The 19,746-nt window shown below is 63.6% G+C and carries 19 protein-coding genes and 1 pseudogene; 10 read left to right on the top strand and 10 right to left on the bottom strand.

Annotated features, from left to right (window positions below):
- Positions 1–48: 48 nt before the first annotated feature.
- Both ACFSNN_RS08115 and ACFSNN_RS08110 read right to left on the bottom strand, forming a co-directional pair.
- Positions 49–663, bottom strand: coding sequence for an O-methyltransferase (locus tag ACFSNN_RS08115; protein ID WP_134465448.1), 615 nt, complete (start codon positions 661–663; stop codon positions 49–51).
- Between the two features lie 3 nt (positions 664–666).
- Positions 667–855, bottom strand: a complete 189-nt coding sequence (locus ACFSNN_RS08110) for a hypothetical protein (RefSeq protein ID WP_134465449.1) — start codon at positions 853–855, stop codon at positions 667–669.
- A 262-nt stretch (positions 856–1,117) separates the two neighbouring features.
- On the opposite strand from ACFSNN_RS08110, the gene ACFSNN_RS08105 reads away from it, so the two are divergent.
- Both ACFSNN_RS08105 and ACFSNN_RS08100 read left to right on the top strand, forming a co-directional pair.
- Positions 1,118–1,396 carry a DUF1488 family protein gene (locus tag ACFSNN_RS08105; RefSeq protein WP_012426572.1) on the top strand — a complete coding sequence of 93 codons (279 nt, stop codon included), beginning with the start codon at positions 1,118–1,120 and terminating at the stop codon, positions 1,394–1,396.
- A 25-nt stretch (positions 1,397–1,421) separates the two neighbouring features.
- The gene (locus ACFSNN_RS08100) at positions 1,422–2,213 is read left to right on the top strand and encodes a phosphate/phosphite/phosphonate ABC transporter substrate-binding protein (RefSeq protein WP_134465450.1); all 792 of its coding nucleotides are present in this window, start codon (positions 1,422–1,424) and stop codon (positions 2,211–2,213) included.
- Between the two features lie 16 nt (positions 2,214–2,229).
- On the opposite strand, the gene ACFSNN_RS08095 is transcribed toward ACFSNN_RS08100, so the two are convergent.
- The 4 genes from ACFSNN_RS08095 to ACFSNN_RS08080 form a co-directional block, all read right to left on the bottom strand.
- A complete protein-coding gene (locus ACFSNN_RS08095) occupies positions 2,230–4,299 on the bottom strand; it encodes an acetyl/propionyl/methylcrotonyl-CoA carboxylase subunit alpha (protein ID WP_134465451.1) in 2,070 nt (689 codons plus the stop codon).
- An 80-nt stretch (positions 4,300–4,379) separates the two neighbouring features.
- Positions 4,380–5,165: an enoyl-CoA hydratase/isomerase family protein gene (locus tag ACFSNN_RS08090; RefSeq protein ID WP_134465452.1), complete on the bottom strand. Its 786-nt coding sequence runs from the start codon at positions 5,163–5,165 to the stop codon at positions 4,380–4,382.
- A gap of 41 nt (positions 5,166–5,206) precedes the next feature.
- On the bottom strand, positions 5,207–6,814 hold the full coding sequence (locus ACFSNN_RS08085; protein ID WP_134465453.1) for a carboxyl transferase domain-containing protein: 1,608 nt from the start codon (positions 6,812–6,814) through the stop codon (positions 5,207–5,209).
- A 49-nt stretch (positions 6,815–6,863) separates the two neighbouring features.
- The gene (locus tag ACFSNN_RS08080) at positions 6,864–8,045 is read right to left on the bottom strand and encodes an isovaleryl-CoA dehydrogenase (protein WP_134465454.1); all 1,182 of its coding nucleotides are present in this window, start codon (positions 8,043–8,045) and stop codon (positions 6,864–6,866) included.
- Positions 8,046–8,351: 306 nt separating this feature from the next.
- On the opposite strand from ACFSNN_RS08080, the gene ACFSNN_RS08075 reads away from it, so the two are divergent.
- From ACFSNN_RS08075 to ACFSNN_RS08065, 3 genes are all read left to right on the top strand, one after another.
- Entirely contained in the window at positions 8,352–9,101 is a 750-nt protein-coding gene (locus ACFSNN_RS08075) for a TetR/AcrR family transcriptional regulator (RefSeq protein WP_134465455.1), read from the top strand.
- Positions 9,102–9,192: 91 nt separating this feature from the next.
- The gene (locus tag ACFSNN_RS08070; RefSeq protein ID WP_377747537.1) at positions 9,193–10,014 is read left to right on the top strand and encodes a DUF72 domain-containing protein; all 822 of its coding nucleotides are present in this window, start codon (positions 9,193–9,195) and stop codon (positions 10,012–10,014) included.
- A gap of 127 nt (positions 10,015–10,141) precedes the next feature.
- Positions 10,142–11,260, top strand: a complete 1,119-nt coding sequence (locus ACFSNN_RS08065) for a 3-deoxy-7-phosphoheptulonate synthase (RefSeq protein WP_377747536.1) — start codon at positions 10,142–10,144, stop codon at positions 11,258–11,260.
- Positions 11,261–11,460: 200 nt separating this feature from the next.
- On the opposite strand, the gene ACFSNN_RS08060 is transcribed toward ACFSNN_RS08065, so the two are convergent.
- Positions 11,461–11,739, bottom strand: coding sequence for an HU family DNA-binding protein (locus tag ACFSNN_RS08060; RefSeq protein ID WP_006049832.1), 279 nt, complete (start codon positions 11,737–11,739; stop codon positions 11,461–11,463).
- Between the two features lie 349 nt (positions 11,740–12,088).
- On the opposite strand from ACFSNN_RS08060, the gene ACFSNN_RS08055 reads away from it, so the two are divergent.
- Positions 12,089–12,472, top strand: a complete 384-nt coding sequence (locus ACFSNN_RS08055; protein ID WP_377747535.1) for a hypothetical protein — start codon at positions 12,089–12,091, stop codon at positions 12,470–12,472.
- Positions 12,473–12,657: 185 nt separating this feature from the next.
- A complete protein-coding gene (locus ACFSNN_RS08050; RefSeq protein ID WP_377747534.1) occupies positions 12,658–14,631 on the top strand; it encodes a putative bifunctional diguanylate cyclase/phosphodiesterase in 1,974 nt (657 codons plus the stop codon).
- Between the two features lie 30 nt (positions 14,632–14,661).
- Here ACFSNN_RS08050 and ACFSNN_RS08045 read toward each other — a convergent pair.
- Both ACFSNN_RS08045 and ACFSNN_RS08040 read right to left on the bottom strand, forming a co-directional pair.
- Positions 14,662–14,961: pseudogene (locus ACFSNN_RS08045) on the bottom strand (cytosine permease); the annotation flags it as partial.
- A gap of 29 nt (positions 14,962–14,990) precedes the next feature.
- Positions 14,991–15,722, bottom strand: coding sequence for a DUF899 family protein (locus ACFSNN_RS08040; RefSeq protein WP_377747533.1), 732 nt, complete (start codon positions 15,720–15,722; stop codon positions 14,991–14,993).
- 237 nt (positions 15,723–15,959) lie between these two features.
- On the opposite strand from ACFSNN_RS08040, the gene ACFSNN_RS08035 reads away from it, so the two are divergent.
- Together ACFSNN_RS08035 and ACFSNN_RS08030 are read left to right on the top strand one after the other, a co-directional pair.
- Positions 15,960–16,898 carry a LysR substrate-binding domain-containing protein gene (locus tag ACFSNN_RS08035; RefSeq protein ID WP_377747532.1) on the top strand — a complete coding sequence of 313 codons (939 nt, stop codon included), beginning with the start codon at positions 15,960–15,962 and terminating at the stop codon, positions 16,896–16,898.
- Positions 16,899–17,005: 107 nt separating this feature from the next.
- A complete protein-coding gene (locus ACFSNN_RS08030) occupies positions 17,006–18,256 on the top strand; it encodes an MFS transporter (RefSeq protein ID WP_377767262.1) in 1,251 nt (416 codons plus the stop codon).
- Positions 18,257–18,331: 75 nt separating this feature from the next.
- On the opposite strand, the gene ACFSNN_RS08025 is transcribed toward ACFSNN_RS08030, so the two are convergent.
- A complete protein-coding gene (locus ACFSNN_RS08025; RefSeq protein WP_134459175.1) occupies positions 18,332–18,937 on the bottom strand; it encodes a peroxidase-related enzyme in 606 nt (201 codons plus the stop codon).
- Positions 18,938–19,117: 180 nt separating this feature from the next.
- On the opposite strand from ACFSNN_RS08025, the gene ACFSNN_RS08020 reads away from it, so the two are divergent.
- Positions 19,118–19,534 carry a cupin domain-containing protein gene (locus ACFSNN_RS08020; RefSeq protein ID WP_134459177.1) on the top strand — a complete coding sequence of 139 codons (417 nt, stop codon included), beginning with the start codon at positions 19,118–19,120 and terminating at the stop codon, positions 19,532–19,534.
- Positions 19,535–19,746 lie beyond the last annotated feature (212 nt).

The following is a 19,746-nucleotide window of genomic DNA, read 5'->3' as shown; positions in this document are numbered from 1 at the left end:
CTGGCCGATCGACAGGTCAAGATCAGCCGCCGCCAGTCATTCGAGCCTTTAGCGATACCGGCTGATTTCCAGACCGGAGCCCACCGGCACCGACAGACTCGTCATTCCCGGCTTCGCGCGAACCGCGCGGATATAGCGCAACGCGTTCTCGCCGCCCGGCCGGATCATATTGTCGGCGACGATGATCGCGCCCGGATTGAGCTTCGGATAAAACGCGTCGAGACACGGCACGTAGAGATCTTTCCAAAGATCGATAAAGACGAAATCCGGCTTGATCGACATATCCTCGATCAGTGTGACCGCATTGCCGACCTTGAAGTCGACATAAGAAGCGAGGCCGGCGCGGCTCGCCATCTCGCGTGCGTAGGCCGATTTGTCGTCGTGCAATTCCATGGTGGTCACGCGGCCGCGCGCCGCTCGCGCGGCTTGCGCGAGCCAGAGCGTCGCATAGCCATCCGACGTGCCGAGTTCGAGAATGTGCGGAGCCTGCAGGCTTGCCGCGAGAATATGGATGAAACGCGCGGTCTCCAACGCCGCCGCGGCTACATGGCGACCTTTCGTTGCCTTCTGCTTATCGTGCCGGCGCGGCTCGCGCCCTTTCGTCGGCTCTTCTTGCGCGCGCTCCTGATAGGCGTCGAGCACGGCCAGAAAGTCGGGGTCCATCCGTCAGCGGCAACCGATCGCGCAGCCGAGCAGGCTGAACGCACCGACAATCCCCACGCCCGCGCCAAGCCCGAACGTTTCGAGCGACGTGGCGCAACCTTGCAGGCCGCAGGCGCCCGCCAGCGCGGCCACCATGAGAACTTGCCGGATGCGGCTGCGCGCAAACCGGCTATATCGACTGCCGTGGATCATCGTCCCTCCTCTCGTGTTGATGGGCCCGTGCCAACGCGAAACGCCGCAGCGAGTGTAGCCAGCCGGCTTCATCGCGAAACGGTCGAATACCGGGGACAAAGAGGGAGTCGATTACAAAAGCTTCCGCAGACGTATCCGGTTTCTGCTCCGCGCAGCCCGTCAGTCGCGGCCATTTCACACCGAATGCCGGTTTTCCCACATACCGACAGCTTACGGCTTGTCATCCTGATGGCTCAGGCGTGTGTTTTGGCGGGAGATGGCTATGTCGGTCTATGTCGATGAAGGGTTCAGGCCCTGTGTGACGGAATGCGCGACGGTCGCGTTCCGGGTGTGCTGTGACGATCGCGCGCAGATTTTCGAGGTCAGCGCCGACGCACTCGTAACCTTTTGCGGCGCGGCGAGCAAGCGCAAGGAGGATCTGCTCGTCGCATTCGAGGATGCGCAGTTCGAGATCCTCTCGGTCGCGGCGCAGAAATGGGCATTCAGACCGACGGAGCCGGTGCGTCTCGGCCTCGACGAATTCCGTATGGTCAGACATTAAACAACAGGTATGCCAGAATCGCATCATGACCTGGATCGCCGCCCTGCCAATGTATAACGTCACGCCCGCGCTCGACCTCGAGTGGCGCGAGTGGCTCGCCGACGTGCTGCGTATGGTCAAGCCCGCGTGCCGCATCGTCGAACCGGACGAGGAATTGCACGGCTTCTGGCGGCGTCCCAATCTGCTGATCTCGCAGACCTGCGGTTATCCGTTCATGCATGGTCTGCAGGAACAGGTTCAACTGGTCGCGACGCCGCGCTTCGACGCTCCGGGCTGCGAAGGCGCGCATTACTCGAGCGTGCTGGTCACGCGTGCTGACGCGCAATTCGATACGCTCGCGGCCTGCCACGGCGCGCGCGCCGCGTACAACCAGGACGATTCGAATAGCGGCATGAACGTGTTTCGCCACGCGGTGGCGCCGTTCTCGCGCGCCGGCATGTTCTTCAGCTCGGTGTTGCGAACCGGCTCGCATCTCGGCTCGCTGCGCGCGGTGGCGGAAAATCGCGCGGACGTCGCCGCGATCGATTGCGTGACCTTCGCTTTCGTGTGCGACGAAATGCCAGAACTGGCCCGCCAGGTCCGCCGGATCGGTATGACAGCGCCCTCGCCGGGCCTGCCTTTGATTGCCTCCGACACGGTGCCCTCGGCGACGATCGAGGCACTGCGCGAAGCGCTGAACGAGGCGCTTGTGAACCAGCCCGAACGCGCAAAACGCCTACGTTTGCAGGGCTTTTCCGTATTGCCGCTCTCGGACTACGAGCGCATCGAGCAACTCGAAAACGAGGCGCGTGCCGTTGGGTATACGCGCCTCGCCTGAGGCCTAAGCCGAGGATTTACTGGTGCTGCACGTCCAGCACCAGAAGCTGCGCGCCATCGGCAACCTGATCGCCGACCGAGTACAGCACTTCCGACACCATACCGGCCGCCGGCGCACCGATGGTGTGCTCCATCTTCATCGCTTCCATCACGATGAGCGGCGTGCCTTTCTCCACCACGGTGCCCGGCTCGACCAGCACCGCGATCACCTTGCCCGGCATCGGCGCGGTCAGGCGGCCTTCGCCGCCTTCGGCATCCGCGGCGTGTGCAAGCAGGTTCTGCCATTCGAACGACAGCGCTTCGCCGAGGCAGAACACATGGAACGTATCGCCGTCGACGAACACGCGGCCCGTTGCGCGCGCATCGCCGATCGTCGCGCGGTATTCATGCAGACCGTTGCCCTCTGACCAGCTGAAGTCCTCGCGCACGCCATCGTGTTCGAGCGTTTGCGTGCCGCCGTCGCGCGCGAACGTGACGGTAAAGGTGCTTTCGCTGTCGCCGCCCGCGCTGCCGCTGTCCAGATCACGCCAGCCGAGCGTCTGCGTGTAGCCGCCGTTCAGGCGCCAATGCGACAGCGCATCCCACGGCGACGCGCCATGCGCCGTGCCGCCCTCGCGCTTGAGCAACGCCGCGCAAGCCAGCGCGAGCGCTTCCTTGAACGGTTTCTTGCGCGGCGCGAACAAGGCGTCGTGATGACGTTCGATCAAACCGGTATCGAGATCGCCCGTTGCAAACGGCTCGCTCGCGACGATGCTTTGCAGGAACTCGACGTTGGTATGCGGGCCGACCACCTCGCAGGCATGCAACGCGCGGCTCATACGCGCGAGCGCCTCTTCACGCGTCGCGCCGTGCACGATCAGCTTGGCGATCATCGGATCGTAGAACGGTGTGATGGTGTCGCCTTCACGCACGCCGCTGTCGATACGCACCGGCGCCTTGCGTCCAGATTCGCCGAGACCCGCCGCGCCTGAGCCGGCCGCGTCGAGGGTGAACTCCACGCCTTCCGGCATGCGCAGATGCTTGAGCGTGCCCGTCGACGGCAGGAAGCCGCGCGCCGGATGTTCGGCGTAGATACGCGCCTCGATCGCGTGACCGTCGATCTTCAGCTGTTGCTGCGTGAGCGGCAGTGGTTCGTCGGCCGCGACGCGCAGTTGCCATTCGACCAGATCCTGGCCGGTCACCATCTCCGTGACCGGGTGCTCGACCTGCAGGCGCGTGTTCATTTCCATGAAGTAGAAGTCGCCCGTGCCGGTCATGATGAACTCGACCGTGCCCGCGCCGACGTAATTCACCGCGCGCGCGGCCGCTACCGCCGCCTCGCCCATTTCACGCTTGATTTCAGCGGCCAATCCGGGCGCCGGCGCTTCTTCCAGCACCTTCTGGTGACGCCGCTGCACGGAGCAATCGCGATCGAACAGATAAACCGCGCCGCCGTGACGATCCGCGAACACCTGCACTTCCACGTGACGCGGACGCGTCAGATACTTTTCGATCAGCACGCGATCATTGCCGAAGCTGCTTGCCGCTTCCCGCTTGCACGACGCCAGCGCCGCCGCGAAATCCTCGCTGCGTTCCACCACGCGCATGCCTTTGCCGCCGCCACCCGCGCTGGCTTTGAGCAGCACCGGATAACCGATCGCATCCGCCTCGCGGTGCAACAGTTGTGCGTCCTGATCGTCGCCGTGATAGCCGGGCACGAGCGGTACGGCGGCTGCATGCATCAGCGCCTTCGCGGCAGCCTTGGAACCCATCGCGGCGATGGCCTCGACCGGCGGTCCGATGAAGACGATGCCGGCCGCCTCGCACGCATGCGCGAAGTCTTCGTTTTCCGACAGAAAGCCGTAGCCCGGATGCACCGCCTGCGCGCCGGTGGCGCGCGCGGCTTCGATAATCCGTTCGACGCGCAGATAACTTTCCGCCGCTGTCGAGCCGCCGATATGCACCGCCTCATCGCAGGCGGCCACGTGTTTCGCGTTGGCGTCCGCATCGGAATAGACGGCCACGCTCGCGATGCCGAGCCGCTTGCAGGTCGCGGCGACGCGGCACGCAATCTCGCCCCGGTTGGCAATCAGGATCTTGTTGAACATGAAGTGTCTCGATGAAGTGAGCCGTTTTTTCGGGGCTGTTGTTCTGATCAAGGCGCGGCGGGCGCCCTGGAATAGGTGCTTCAGTTGCGCCAGGCCGGCGTGCGTTTTTCGAGGAACGACGCGACGCCTTCGCGGCCTTCCGCGCCGGCACGCGTGCGCGCGATGCGCGCCGCCGTGTCCTCGATCATCGCGTCGCTCAACTCCCGGCCCGCAATGTCCTGCACGAGTTGCTTGCACGCGCGCACTGCTTGCGGACCGTTGGCGCAAAGCGTATCGGCAATCTGCCGCACGGTGGCGTCGAGTTGTTCCATGCTCACCGCTTCACTGACGAGGCCGAGACGCAACGCCGTCGCGCAATCGAACTGCTCGGCGGTCGTAAAATAGCGGCGCGATGCCTGCTCGCCCAACGCGCGGATCACGTACGGCGCGATGGTGGCGGGAATCAGACCGAGCCGCGCTTCCGAGAGGCAGAAGCGCGCGCTTTCAACCGCCACCACGATGTCGCAGGCCGAGATCAAGCCCATGCCGCCCGCGTACGCGTCGCCGTTCACGCGCGCGATCACCGGCTTGTTGCAGCGATAGATCGACGACAGCATGTTCGCCAGCAGCATGGCGTCGGCGCGGTTCTCGTCGTCCGAGTAACCGGCCATCTTCTTCATCCAGTTCAGATCCGCGCCCGCGCAGAACGCCTTGCCGTTCGCGGCGAGCACCACCGTGCGCACGTCGTCGCGGTCGTTGAGCGCCGTGAAGGCCGAGGTCACTTCGGCGATCATCGTTTCGTTGAACGCGTTGCGCACGTCCGGACGATTCAACGTGACCGTCGCGATCGCTCCGGCGAATTCGACATTCAGTGTTTCGTATTGCATCGTCGCTGCTCCCGCGCGTGGTTGCGTTGCCTGGCGCATCGTCACATTCTGAACACGCCGAACCGCGTGTCTTCGATCGGCGCGTTCATCGTGGCCGACAAACCGAGACCGAGCACGTCGCGCGTTTGCGCCGGGTCGATCACGCCGTCGTCCCACAGACGCGCGCTCGCGTAGTATGGGTGGCCCTGATGTTCGTATTGATCGCGGATCGGCTGCTTGAACGCCTCTTCTTCTTCGGCGCTCCACGAACCACCCTTGCCTTCGATGCCGTCGCGCTTGACCGTGGCCAGCACCGACGCCGCCTGCTCGCCGCCCATCACCGAGATGCGCGCGTTCGGCCACATCCACAGGAAGCGCGGCGAATACGCGCGGCCGCACATGCCGTAATTGCCCGCGCCGAACGAGCCGCCGATGATCACCGTGAACTTCGGCACCTTGGCCGTGGCCACCGCCGTCACCATCTTCGCGCCGTTGCGCGCGATGCCTTCGTTTTCGTATTTGCGGCCCACCATGAAACCGGTGATGTTCTGCAGGAACACGAGCGGAATCTTGCGCTGGCAGCACAGTTCGATGAAGTGCGCGCCCTTGAGCGCCGACTCCGAAAACAGAATGCCGTTGTTCGCGATGATGCCGACCGGATGCCCCCAGATATGCGCGAAACCGGTGACGAGCGTGGTGCCGTAGCGCGCCTTGAATTCGTCGAACGCCGAGTCGTCGACGATCCGCGCGATCACCTCGCGGATATCGAACGGCTTGCGGGTATCCACCGGAATCACGCCGTACATGCTCTTCACGTCGTAGCGCGGCGGCTTCGGCTCCTGCAACGCGACCGGCACCTGCTTGCTGCGATTCAGATTGCCGACGATGCTGCGCGCAATCCCCAGCGCATGCGCGTCGTTCTGCGCGAGATGATCGACCACGCCGGACAGACGCGTATGCACGTCGCCGCCGCCGAGGTCTTCCGCGCTCACCACTTCGCCAGTCGCGGCTTTCACCAAAGGCGGGCCGCCGAGAAAAATCGTCCCCTGGTTCTTGACGATGATCGACTCGTCGCTCATGGCCGGCACGTACGCGCCGCCCGCGGTGCACGAACCCATCACCACGGCGATCTGCGGAATGCCTGCCGCCGACAGATTCGCCTGGTTGAAGAAGATGCGGCCAAAGTGATCGCGGTCCGGAAACACATCGTCCTGGTTCGGCAGATTCGCGCCGCCGGAGTCGACCAGATACACGCACGGCAAGCGATTTTCAGCGGCGATTTCCTGCGCCCGCACGTGCTTTTTCACGGTGACGGGATAGTAAGTGCCGCCCTTGACCGTTGCATCGTTGCAGACGATCACGCACTCCTGCCCGGCGATCCGGCCAATGCCGGTGATGACGCCCGCACCTGGCGCGTCGTCGTTGTACATGCCGTAGGCCGCGAGTTGCGAGAACTCCAGAAACGGCGTGCCCGGATCGAGCAGCTTCTCGATCCGCTCGCGCGGCAGCAGTTTGCCGCGGCCCGTGTGTTTGTCGCGCGCCGCCTGACCGCCGCCCAGCGCGAGCTTCTCGACTTTCGCGCGAAGGTCGGCGACCAGCGCTTCGAGCGCCGCCGCGTTGGCGCGGAAGTCGTCCGAGCGCGGATTCAGCTTTGATTCGATGATCGGCATTACGTGGCTCTCCTGTTCGCCGCTTCTTATTCGCTTCGGGCCGTGGCGCTCATGCCGTTTCGGCGAACAGCTCGCGGCCGATCAGCATGCGGCGGATTTCGCTCGTGCCGGCGCCGATTTCATAGAGCTTCGCGTCGCGCCACAAACGGCCGACCGGATACTCGTTGATGTAGCCATTGCCGCCGAGAATCTGGATCGCCTCGCCCGCCATCCACGTGGCCTTTTCGGCCGTGTAGAGAATCACGCCCGCGCAGTCTTTGCGCACCTGGCGCACGTGTTCCTTGCCGAGCGTGTCGAGTTGGCGGCCCACCGCGTAGAGATACGCGCGGCACGCCTGCAACGTGGTGTAGAGATCGGCCACCTTGCCCTGAATGAGCTGGAATTCGCCGATCGACTGGCCGAACTGCTTGCGGTCGTGGATATACGGCACGACCGCGTCCATGACGGCGACCATGATGCCGGTCGGGCCGCCCGCGAGCACGGCGCGTTCGTAGTCGAGACCGCTCATCAGCACCTTCGCGCCGCCGTTCAACTGGCCGAGAATGTTTTCTTCCGGCACTTCCACGTCCTGGAACACGAGTTCGCCGGTATGCGAGCCACGCATGCCGAGCTTGTCGAGCTTCTGCGCAACGGAGAAACCCTTCATGCCCTTCTCGACGATAAACGCGGTAATGCCGCGCGAATTCGCTTCGGGATCGGTCTTGGCGTAGACCACTAGCGTGTCGCAATCCGGGCCGTTGGTGATCCACATCTTGGTGCCGTTGAGCACGTAGTGATCGCCCTTTTTCTCCGCGCGCAGCTTCATGCTGACTACGTCCGAGCCGGCGTTCGGTTCACTCATGGCGAGTGCGCCGACATGTTCACCCGAGACGAGCTTGGGCAGATACTTCTGTTTCTGCGCTTCCGTGCCGTTGCGATGAATCTGGTTGACGCATAGATTCGAATGCGCGCCGTACGAGAGACCGACCGAGGCCGACGCGCGCGAGATCTCCTCCATGGCGATCATGTGCGCCGTGTAGCCCATGTTCGCGCCGCCGTATTCTTCCGAGACCGTCATGCCGAGCACGCCCAGATCGCCGAACTTGCGCCACAGGTCCATGGGAAACTGATCCGTGCGATCGATTTCCCCGGCACGCGGGGCGATTTCTTTGGCAGCGAATCCCGCAATGCTGTCGCGCAGCATTTCGATTTCTTCGCCGAGCGGGAATTGCAAACCGGGCAGGTTGCTCATTGCAGTGTCTCCAGAGTTCGTTGGCGGCCGGCCTTGGGTGGGCGCCGGCTGGTCCGGTGGCGGCTCGGCGGACGGCGGCAGCCCGGCGGCTTTGTGAGCCGCCCCTGCCGTCACGCACGAGGCGCGAAACGTTCAAGGCGCATTTCACGCTAGATTTACGTAAGCGTCAATAGGTATTTTTGAGTGTTACTCAGAAACTGGAGCGGCCGCCTACAACGTGACTTTGGCGTGATAGCATCGCACTCATCGGGCTCGATTCGCATCTACACCGGCGGAATGAGCCTCACAAATTTGAACTGGACTCATATGACGGTTGCCACGAAGGCCGAGTTACCCGCCTCGCGCCGCCAGCCGGCCGGCCGCAAGTCGCAGCAACGCGTGAAGGAGATCCTTCAGGCGGGGCGCGACGTGTTCTCCGAAAAGGGCTACGAGCGCGCGACCACCGCCGAGATCGCGCAGCGCCTCGGCATTTCCGAGGCGACCGTGTTCAGCTATTTCCGCGGCAAACGCGAGCTGTGCGCGCGCGTGATCGGCGACTGGTACGACGAGATCATCGAAGCGATCGAATCGGGCTTGCCGCGCGACGGCAATGTGCGGCAGCAGTTCGCGTTCATCGTTCGCACGCACTTGCGGTTGATGCTGGTGAACGGCACGGATCTCTGCGCGCTGGTGTTGTCCGAAGGCCGGGCGCGGCATCATGAACTGAGCGAGGCGCTCACCGAGTTGCAGCGCCGCTATACCGCGCCGTTGATGCGCGTGCTGGCGCAAGGCCAGGAGAGCGGGCAGATTCGTGCCGACATGCCGTTGCGCCTGTTGCGCTCGATGGTGTTCGGGCCGATGGAACACGTGCTGTGGGATGCCACGCTCGCAAACCGGCACATCGATATCGATGCCACGGCGGATCAATTGATCGACGTACTGTGGGCGGCGCTGACGCCGCCGGATCTCGCGGTGAGCGCGTTGCAGCAGTTCAGGGTGGAGGTGGCGGAGGCGAACCGGCGGTTCGAGAAGGCGACACGCGGGGCAACGGATACGCCGGCTGACAGCAGCGAATAGAGCCGCAATCTCGTAGTTGTGCACTTCAGTTCCACGGCGAAAAAACGGCTAATCTACTGCTTCCCCGCGCGAAGTCAGATGGAGACGCCAAGTGCCGAAAGAACCCGCCGCAAAGACCACAAAAACCACGAACATCCGCATCGGCATAGGCGGCTGGACCTACGCGCCCTGGCGCGGCACCTTCTACCCGGCCGACCTCACGCAAAGCCGCGAACTCGAATACGCGAGCAAGAACCTCACATCGATTGAAATCAACGGCACGTTTTATGGTTTGCAAAAACCGGCGAGCTATGAAAAGTGGTATCAGGAAACCCCGGACGATTTCGTCTTTTCACTGAAGGCGCCGCGTTACGCGACCAACAGAAAAGTGCTCGCCGACGCGGGCGAAACGATTGAACGGTTCTTTGGCAGCGGTGTGCTGCTGCTCAAACAGAAGCTCGGTCCAGTCGACTGGCAATTCGCGCCCACCAAGAAATTCGACAAGGAAGACTTCGAAGCCTTTCTGAAGTTACTGCCGGCCAGTATCGAAGGCCAGAAGCTCAGGCATGCGATCGAAGTCCGCAACGACACCTTCAGGACGCCGGACTTCATCGCGCTGGCCCGCAAATACAAAGTCGCCGTGGTCCTCGCCGGCGACAGTGAATACCCACAGATCGCCGACATCACCGCGCCCTTCGTGTACGCCCGCATCATGGGCACCACGGACAAACAAGCCAAGGGCTATTCGACCAAAGCGCTCGACGCGTGGGCCGAACGCGCGCGGCAACTGGCGGCAGGCACCACACCGGACGACCTGGAAACCTGCGCGGATGCACCCGCGAAAACCGCCGCGCGCGACGTCTACCTCTACGTGATCAGCGGCTTCAAGGAACGCAATCCTGCCGCCGCCATGGCGCTGATCAAACGGCTCTGACACGCGGCGCCCGGCCGCATCGCGCGAGTGTCATAATCCCGGCAGCGAAGACAAGCACAATCGACGCACCCACACACACGCAGTCAGGCCGCAAGGCCGCTTCATCACCAAGGTCCGGGAGAATATTTTGAGCGCCATCGACAATCCTTTGCACGATCAGGAAGTCGGCTCGGCCGACGCCACCCAGGACACCACGCGCATCGACGACGTACGGATCGGCGCGGTCCGTCCACTGATTTCGCCTGCCCTGCTGCAGGACGAGTTGCCCGTGCCGCCTTCGGTGCAGACGCTGGTCGAGAAAACCCGCGCGGAAATCGCCGACATTCTGCATGGCCGCGACGACCGGCTCGTAATGATCGTCGGACCGTGTTCGATTCACGACCACGACCAGGCAATCGAATACGCGCGCAAACTGAAAGTCGCCACCGACGCCTACAAAGACGACTTGCTGATCGTCATGCGGGTCTACTTCGAAAAGCCGCGCACCACGGTCGGCTGGAAAGGCTATATCAACGACCCGCGTCTGGACGGCAGTTTCCGCATCAACGAAGGCCTGCGTCTTGCGCGGCAACTGCTGCTCGACATCAACGGTCTTGGCTTGTCCACGGCCACCGAGTTTCTTGATCTGCTGAGCCCGCAGTACATCGCCGATCTGATCGCGTGGGGCGCCATCGGCGCGCGCACGACGGAGAGCCAGAGCCATCGTCAGCTGGCATCGGGTCTGAGCTGCCCGATCGGTTTCAAGAACGGCACGGACGGCGGCGTGCAGATCGCCGCGGACGCGATCGTCGCCGCGCGCGCGAGCCACGCGTTCATGGGCATGACGAAAATGGGCATGGCCGCGATCTTCGAAACGCGCGGCAACGACGACGCGCACGTGATCCTGCGCGGCGGCAAGAAAGGGCCGAACTACGACAGCGCGTCGGTGGAAGCCACCTGTGCGGCGCTCAAATCAGCGGGTTTGCGCGAGCAGGTCATGGTCGACTGTTCGCATGCGAACTCCGGCAAGTCGCATTTGCGTCAGCTGGAGGTGGTGCAAGATCTGGCGCAGCAATTGTCGCAGCGCGAGCGCCGCATCATCGGCGTCATGCTGGAAAGTCATCTGGAAGAAGGCCGTCAGGATCTGAAGCCAGGTGTGCCGTTGCGTCACGGCGTGTCGATCACGGATGCCTGCGTCAGTTGGGCGCAAACCGAGCCGGCGCTCGAAACACTCGCCGAGGCCACCCGCAAACGTCGCGCGGGCTGAGCGCGCCGGGCCGCCAACGCCGCGTCGAGCACGCCCCCGAGGAAGCCCCTTGGGGGGAAGTACAAAACACACGCGCCGCACCATCCGCCGATCGATCCACCTTACCGGGGTTGGGCAGCGCGTGATTCCTCACGCCCGATGCATCGCTCTCCGCGCGCCATGGCAGCGCGCGTGGATGCTCCGGCGCGAAGCGCGTTGCATTACGACGCGTTGACAGCTTCCTTGAACGCCTTGCCTGCCGTGAACTTCACCGTCTTGGCAGCCGCGATCTGGATCTCGGCACCCGTCGACGGATTGCGGCCCACGCGTGCTGCGCGCGCGCCAGTCGAGAAAGAACCGAAACCGACCAGTTGCACCGTATCACCACCCACCACGGCTTTGGTCACCGCTTCGACGATCGCGTCGATGGTTTGGCCGGTGGCCGCTTTGCTTTCGCCCGTCGCTGCGGCGACTGCATCAATCAGTTCCTGTTTGTTCATAGCACTTCCCGTATGGTAATCATGGAACCGGCGCCACATCTGTTGCGCCGGGACCGACACACTAACGCATAGGCGCGGGTTCGCGCAAACCTTGGGTGTAAGCCTTGTATCACCCGCCCACAGGGAATTTGACGATTTTTTCCGGCAAAGTGCCATAAGAATCGCGCCCTTAGCCGCTTCTTCGGCTGGATACGTGTTTTCGCGTTATCACAATCCGTTGCAATTTCAGTGCTTTAGCGCGTCGCAAGCCGCTACCGGCGGGCTTTTTTACTATGTTATGGTGGATCGGGAAGACTCGAAATTTGTCAGGCGCGGCGGGGTTAAATAGAGAATCCGGGAGAAATAAAAAATGAAATTTCGCCATATTGCAACATATGCGCTGCTCGCAGCGACGTCGTGCGGAGCCTTCGCGGCGGACGAGAACAGCTGCGCGACGCTCGTCGGCACGGCAAATTCACCCGCGCCGCAGAGCTTTCAGATACGCGACGGCGAGCCGGTCGACCTCGTCAGCGGCGCCCGAACGGTGCACGGCAAGCTGCTGGTTTTCGGCGACGGCGGCGTTTTCCGGGCCTATTGGCAGCCCGACAACAGCCCGGAAAAATATGTGCTGGCGAACGCCGGCGTGAACAGCGTGCGGCTCGTCTCCACACCGCCGCAAGGCACGCCCGCGCAGAATGGACAGCCCGGCACGGCGCTCGCGCCGCAACGCGTGCTCTCATGCCCGGCGCTTTGACTCGGCGAACCTCTCACTTCAGCCGTCTGGACACGGCACAAATGACACGCAGAGCGCCGTATCCCGGTCGTACTTACCGTTTATTCGCACAGCGATCGATTTCTATCTGACCCGCCCTCAAGGTCCCATCGGTCCTGCCGATATACAAAGCTGCGTGTGCTGCGCAAACGTTTAAAGGGACGGGGATGATTCTATTAACCAAATTGAGGGAGGCGCTGTCGGTCGCGGATCGCGACCCCGAGCTCGTACGTTCGCAGCTCGAAGCATTTGGCCACCAGGTCCCGCTTCTCTATTTCATCCTGCTCGTCAATACGGCGGCCGTCGCCATCACGCACGTGAACTGCGCGCCGGCCTGGCTGTCGATCTACTTTCCCACGACGCTGTGCACGCTGTGCATCATCCGGTGCATACGCTGGTGGCGGCTTCGGCACCGCGTCCTGACTCTCGACAAGGCGGTGCCCGAAGTGCGCAAGCTGACCTGGCTTGCGGGCCTCTTCGCCGTCGCCTTCAGCGCCTGGTCGTTGTTCCTTTTTCCCTACGGCACCGCGTATGAACAGACGCAGGTGGCGTTTTACATGGCGACCACGCTGGTCGGCTGCGTGTTCTGCCTGATGCACTTGCGCGCGGCGGCCATGCTGCTGCTGTCCATCGTCATCCTAAGCTTTTCGATGTTTCTGGTGTTCACCGGCTACCCGGTCTTCATCGCGATGGCTGTCGACATGACCCTCGTCGGCGTTGCGCTCGCCTTTATCATTCAGCTGTATTGCCGGACCTTCGCCGATGTGGTGCATGCGCAGCGCGAGTTGCAGGCGAGCCAGCAGAAGACGCAGCGCCTGAGCGACGATAACTTCCGGCTCGCGAGCATCGACAGTCTGACGGACCTGCCCAACCGGCGCAGTTTCTTCGCCTCGTTGCGTGCGTTGTCCGAACAGGCGATCGGCACAAGCAGCGGCTTCAACGTTGGACTGATCGATCTCGACGGTTTCAAACAGGTCAACGATATCTACGGCCACGCCAGCGGCGACCTCGTCCTTCAGGAAGTCGGCTCGCGGTTGCTCGCGCTTGCCGAGCCCGGCATTTTCTTCGCACGCCTTGGCGGCGACGAATTCGGCGTGCTGGCGCAGCACAAGCTGACGGACGAGACGCTCGTCGAGTTGGGCGAGCGCATCTGCGAGGCGCTCGGTCAGCCGTACCGGGTCGCCGGCAATGTCGCCGAGTTGTCGGGCACGATCGGCTGGGCCGCGTTTCCCGAGGCCGGCACGACGGTGGCGCAGGTGTTCGAACGCGCCGACGCGGCGCTGTACGTCGGCAAGGAAAGCCGGCGCGGCACGCCGGTCATCTTCTCGACTGAACATGAAACGCGCATCCGGCGTTCGAGTCTCGTGACCCAGGAGCTGCGTCACGCGGACCTCGAGTCGGAACTGTTTCTGGAATTTCAGCCCATTTACGACGTGGTCACGCAACGCACCCTCGGCATGGAAGCGCTCGGGCGCTGGCATAACGCCCGGCTCGGCGCCGTGAGGCCGGAAGAATTCATTCGGATTGCCGAGCGTACCGAACTGATTCTGCGCATCACGGAGGTGCTGCTCCACAAGGCGCTCGACGAAGCCGCGCGCTGGCCGTGCGAGCTTTATCTGTCGTTCAATCTGTCGGCGATCGATATCTGCACTTCCGCGCGCGCCCGCCGGTTGATCGATATCGTGCTGGCTAGCGGTGTGCCGCCGCATCGCGTGTCGTTCGAAATCACCGAGACCGCCGTGACGCGCGATTTCGAACAGGCCCGCAGTTCGCTCACCATGATCAAGAAAGCCGGCTGCCGCGTGTCGCTCGACGACTTCGGCACCGGGTATTCGAGCCTCAGCTACGTGCACCGCCTGCCCTTCGATACGATCAAGATCGACCGCAGCTTCATGACGGACGTGGATACCAACAGCGCGTCGAAGAAGATCGTCAAGTCGGTACTCGACCTGTGCCGCAACCTTGGACTCGAATGCGTGGTGGAAGGACTCGAAACGGCATCGCAAGTCGAGGTCGTCAAGACGCTTGGCGCACGCGCGGTGCAGGGTTATCTGTTCAGCCGGCCGATGCGGGCGAGCGCGATCGCCGCGTATCTGCAAACGGCGCAGGGGCACGACTACGCTGTGCAAATGCTGCCGTAGTGGATGCCTCGCGTCTTGTCGTCCCGCTCTCTATTGCCCCACGCTGTCCGCGCCGCCGAATTCACGCGGCAAGACCACCTGCTCGGGAATGTCAGCGCCTTTGACGCGCGCGGCCAGGTAGTACAGCAACGCGGGCGCGACTAGCTCGACGATCCACGAAATATCGACGCCGCCCAACGATTCCACCAATGCGCCCGTGTAGAAGCTCGTCGCGATGAACGGCATCTGGACCTGTACGCCGAAGGCGTAAACCGTAATGCCCGTCATATTTCAGCGGCCATAGCGGCCATCGGAGTCGAATAACGCTGGCACTTCTTCGGCGATACGCGTGCGGCGCCTCGCCGACTTCACCACGGTGCTTAACGCGCCGCGTTCCCGTATTCGAGCTTCGGATACCAATCCGTGCCGCGCCCGCCTGGCGTCATATCGAGCACGGTCCAGATGGGCATCACGTCCGGCGCGCCGCGTGGATCCTGCCCGGGGTCCGCGGTCGAAGGTCCCATCTCCTCTGCCCAGAAGTGCCGCACGGTGCCGCCCGAGCGCGTGAACACGTTGAACGCGGGATTGTCGTCGCCGGCCGGATCTTCCGCCGCGTAGTCGCGATTGAAGGTGTTGCCGCCCGACGAATACAGCCGCAGATTTCGCCAGCCGCGCTCCTGCTTGAACGCCACCAGCCTCTCGATCGGCGAGCGCGCGATGATGGCGAACGCCACGCGCTGCAGCATGTCGGGCATTTCGCCGTCGTATGCGCTCAGCAGCGACGTGCACATCGGACACGGCCGGGCGCGCTGCGGGCCGAACATCCAGTTGTAGGTGACGAGCGTGTCGTGTTCGCCAAACATCTCCGACAGCTTCACCGGACCGGCTTCGCCCACGAAAAGGTAATCTTCCGGCACGACGCCGCCGGGCGGCAGCGCGCGGCGCTGTTCGGCGACCCGTTCGATATGGCGGCGCAACTCGATTTCCTCGGCGAGCAATTCGTTGCGCGCGCGGCGATAGTCGGCGCTTTCGCCGGGAAAGCGGCTCGGTGTGTCGGCCGCCAGTTGGCGGGCCGGCTTCAATGTTTGTGCGGATGCGGATACGTCGGTCATCAGCCATCTCCTGTTACGGAACAAGGATAAAGGGCGCAAGTAGCGCGCCGCGACCACGAGCGCGTTCTCGTCCTCCATGTAGTCACGACGAACCGCGCGGAGGCAAATCGACAGCATCGATCGAAACTTTTTTGCTGCAACGCTCGCATCTGCCGCCCCGGCAACCCAAAGCGCCCGGCAAGGTATCCTTTAGCGCAACAGCAGGCGCGCCAGACGCGCCGTCCATGGAGATGCAACATGCCGCTTCGTCTGCCACCGCTGCCGGCGCTTCGTTTCTTCGAAGCGGCCGGCAGGCATCAAAGTTTCAAACTTGCCGCCGCGGAACTGAATGTCACGCCGAGCGCGATCAGCCACGGCATTGTCGGCCTGGAACAAGCGCTCGGCGTCGAACTGTTCGCGCGCGAGCCGCGCGGCATTTCGCTCACGGCGAGCGGCGCGGACTATCTATCGTACGTCTCCGAAGCGTTCTCGCTGATCGCCATCGGCACGCAGCGTCTGCCGAATCACCGCGCGGATCGCCCGATCGCGCTGAGTTGCGCGCCGACCTTCGCGTCGCGCTGGCTGCTCCCGCGCCTTGCCGGCTTCCGCGCGCGCTGGCCGAATGTGAACGTGAGCGTCGACACCTCGCATCGGCAAGTCGGCTTTCCCGTCGACGGGTTCGATTTCGCGGTCCGCTTGAGCCGTGCGCCGGTCGCGGGCACCGCGTGGACGCGGCTGTTCGGCGAGCGCTTCGTGCCCGTATGCAGCCCCGCGTATCTGGCGAATTTGCGCGACGACAAGGGCAACGCGGACCTGCGGCACGCGACGCTCATTCACGTCAACGCCGCCAGCGAGGACTGGCAGGCATGGCTCGACGCGACCGGCACCGAGGGCATCGATACCACCGCGGGCCTGCGCGTCGACACGATCCAGCTCGCTTTCGAAGCCGCCGCGATGGGCCTCGGCGTCGCGCTCGGCAGACGGCCACTGGTGGATCGCGACATCGACAACGGCACGCTGGTGCAAACCTGCGCGGCGACGATCGCGTCCGCCACGGCCTACTGGTTGGTGAGCGCGGAAAACGCGGATCGCCGGCCGGAGCTGTTCGATTTCAAACGCTGGCTGGTGAGCGAGGCCGAGCACGTCGACACTCACATTAATCCTGCCGACCAGGCACTGCAAAGCGCCGCCAACTAAACCGCATGTCCGTTCGCACAGGTGAGCCACGCTCACCTGTCGTCGAAAACTTATCTTTTGCCGCTTCTGACGCTCGCTGCGACCATATGTCGAAGGAGATCAGAACCATGTCCACCGCCGACAGCAAACGCTTCACCCCCGCCTTCAATCAGACGACGCTCGTGATTCTCGCCGGCGCGCTCATTCTGAGCGCCGCGATGGGAATCCGGCAGACCTTTGGCCTCTTCATCGGGCCATTCTCGTTCGACCGCGGCCTGCCGGTCACGCTGATCGCATTCGCGATCGCGCTGCACAATCTCGTGTGGGGTTTCGCCCAGCCGTTCGCGGGCGCCGCCGCGGATCGCTACGGCTCGGCGCCGGTGGTCGCGTTCGGCGCGACGACGTTCGCGGCGGGGCTCGGCCTCGCGGCCGTGGCGCCCAGCGGCGCCATGCTGATCGTCGGCATGGGACTGCTAGTGGGCATCGGCGTGAGTTGCACGACCTTCGGCGTGGTGCTGCCGGCGGTCGGCCGCATCGCTTCGCCGGAAAAACGCAGCATGGCGATGGGGCTCGTCAGCGCCGGCGGCTCCGCGGGCCAGGTGTTGATGGTGCCGCTTGTACAAGGCATCCGGCTCAGTTCGGGCATCGCGACGTCGCTCTTCGTCCTCGCTTTCGTGATGCTGCTGATCGCCCCGCTCGGCATGGTGCTCGACCGGCGCGCACGGGTCGGCACGCCCGTTCAGGAAACGCCGGCCGTGCCGCTTCGCAAGGTGCTGGGTCAAGCGGCCGGGCATCGCGGCTACCGGCTGCTATCGCTCGGTTTCTTCACTTGCGGTTTCCAGCTTGCCTTCATCGCCACGCATCTGCCCGAATATCTGTCGCTTTGCCATATGCCGCTCGGGCTCGGCGCCACCGCGCTCGCGCTGATCGGCCTGTTCAACATGGCGGGCAGTTGGGCCTGCGGCTGGCTGGGCGGCCGCTTCCGGCAGCACTATGTGCTCGGCTGGCTTTACGTGATTCGCAGCGTGACGATCGGCGCGTTCTTTCTACTGCCGAAAAGCCCCACGTCGGTGGTGGTCTTCGCGGCCGTGATGGGTCTGACCTGGCTCGGCACCGTGCCGCTCACGAGTGGACTCGTCGCGAAAGTGTTCGGCACGCGCCATCTCGGCAGCCTGTTCGGGGTCTGCTTTCTGAGCCATCAGATCGGCTCGTTTCTCGGCGCGTGGCTCGGCGGTCTGGTGTTCGATCTGACGGGCTCGTATTCGCTGCTGTGGGAAGCGACGGTGGTTGCGGGCCTCGTCGCCGCCATGCTGCACTTTCCGATCGACGACACCGCCGTCAGCACGCCCGCGCTTCGAGCCGAACCGGCGGCGGCGTGAGCGTGTGTGCCGGCGATGCGGGCGGACGCAGCCGCCGGCATCAAGTGAAAAACAGCGGGAAACGCCCTTACGTGGCTATTTTTTTGGCGTCTCCACCGCGGCTTTCGGCACACGTCCCATCAAATAGAACTCGTCGTTCGGACGCATGGAAATGACGTTGGCCATGCGGTTCGACAAACCGAAAAACGCAGTGATCGCCGCGATGTCCCAGATGTCTTCGTCGGAAAAGCGATGCTCGCGCAGCGCTTGAAAGTCGGCGTCGCCGACCGTGCCGGACGCGCTGCAAACCTTGACCGCGAAGTCGAGCATCGCCTTCTGACGCGGCGTGATATCCGCCTTGCGATGATTGACGGCGACCTGATCGGCCACCAAGGGCGCCTTTTCGTAGATGCGCAGAATCGCGCCGTGCGCGACCACGCAATACAGGCACTGGTTGATCGCGCTGGTCGCGACCACGATCATCTCGCGCTCGCCTTTGCTCAGGCCACCCTCTTTCAGCATCAACGCGTCGTGATAGGCGAAGAACGCGCGAAATTCGTCCGGGCGGTGCGCGAGCGTCAGAAACACGTTCGGCACGAAACCGGCCTTTTCCTGAACTTCGAGAATGCGCGCGCGAATGTCGTCCGGCCATGCGTCCGGTTTGGGCACGGGGTAGCGGCTGATCGGCTGATGCTTGGCCATGCTGTGTCTCCGTCGTATCTGTGTGGGTATGGCGACGATTCTAGCAAGCCGTACCGCAGCAGCACGCCTGCGCTCGACAAGGTCCGATATCGGCGCTCATATCGTCTAGACTTTGCACTCAAGGGAGTATGAGCCGCGCCGCGACGACCGGCGCCGGCCGGATTTCAGCAGGAGCTGACCATGTCAGACGTTTTGCGCGACGCGCGAGCGCGCGTCGTCAAGGTTCGACCCGACCGGGCAATGGCGACGACCCAGCGGCTGCCTTACTTTGTCGGCATCTCGGCCGGCACCGCGGGCAGCACGGGTTTGTCGATGTATATGGTCGTGGTGCCGCCAGGCGGCCATGCCGAACCGCACTTTCACGCCGACTACGAAACCGCGATCTACCAGCTCGAAGGCAAGATCGAAACCCGCTACGGACCCGGCTTGCGGGAGTCCGTGATTACCGAACCGGGCGATTTCCTGTTCATTGCGCCGGGCGTGCCGCATCAGCCGTTCAATCTGGACGCGACCACCGCGGCGCGCGCGATCGTGGCGCGCAACCACGCGGACGAGCACGAACGCGTCGTGCCGTACGATCCGGCCTCTGACGCGTGATCCTGCGCCAGACGCGACGCGAGTGCCTTTAGATGAAGGCGGCGGGCCCGCCGCAGTGGCTAACGGCCTGCTGCATCGGTCTCGCCGCCGACTACAACCATACGCATTCCCCCCCGCCATCCCGCCTCAATCGGCCCGGCGTGCCGCCTTCCCCGCAGCGCCGTTCTGCCACCTGTGCTTAAATCCGCTTTTCATACCTTTTTTGTACCATG

Origin of the sequence: Paraburkholderia dipogonis (assembly GCF_042680985.1) — a bacterium.
Lineage (GTDB): Bacteria > Pseudomonadota > Gammaproteobacteria > Burkholderiales > Burkholderiaceae > Paraburkholderia > Paraburkholderia phytofirmans.
The sequence above is the reverse complement of the archived record's forward strand: the minus strand, read 5'-3'. Positions and strand labels throughout refer to the sequence as shown.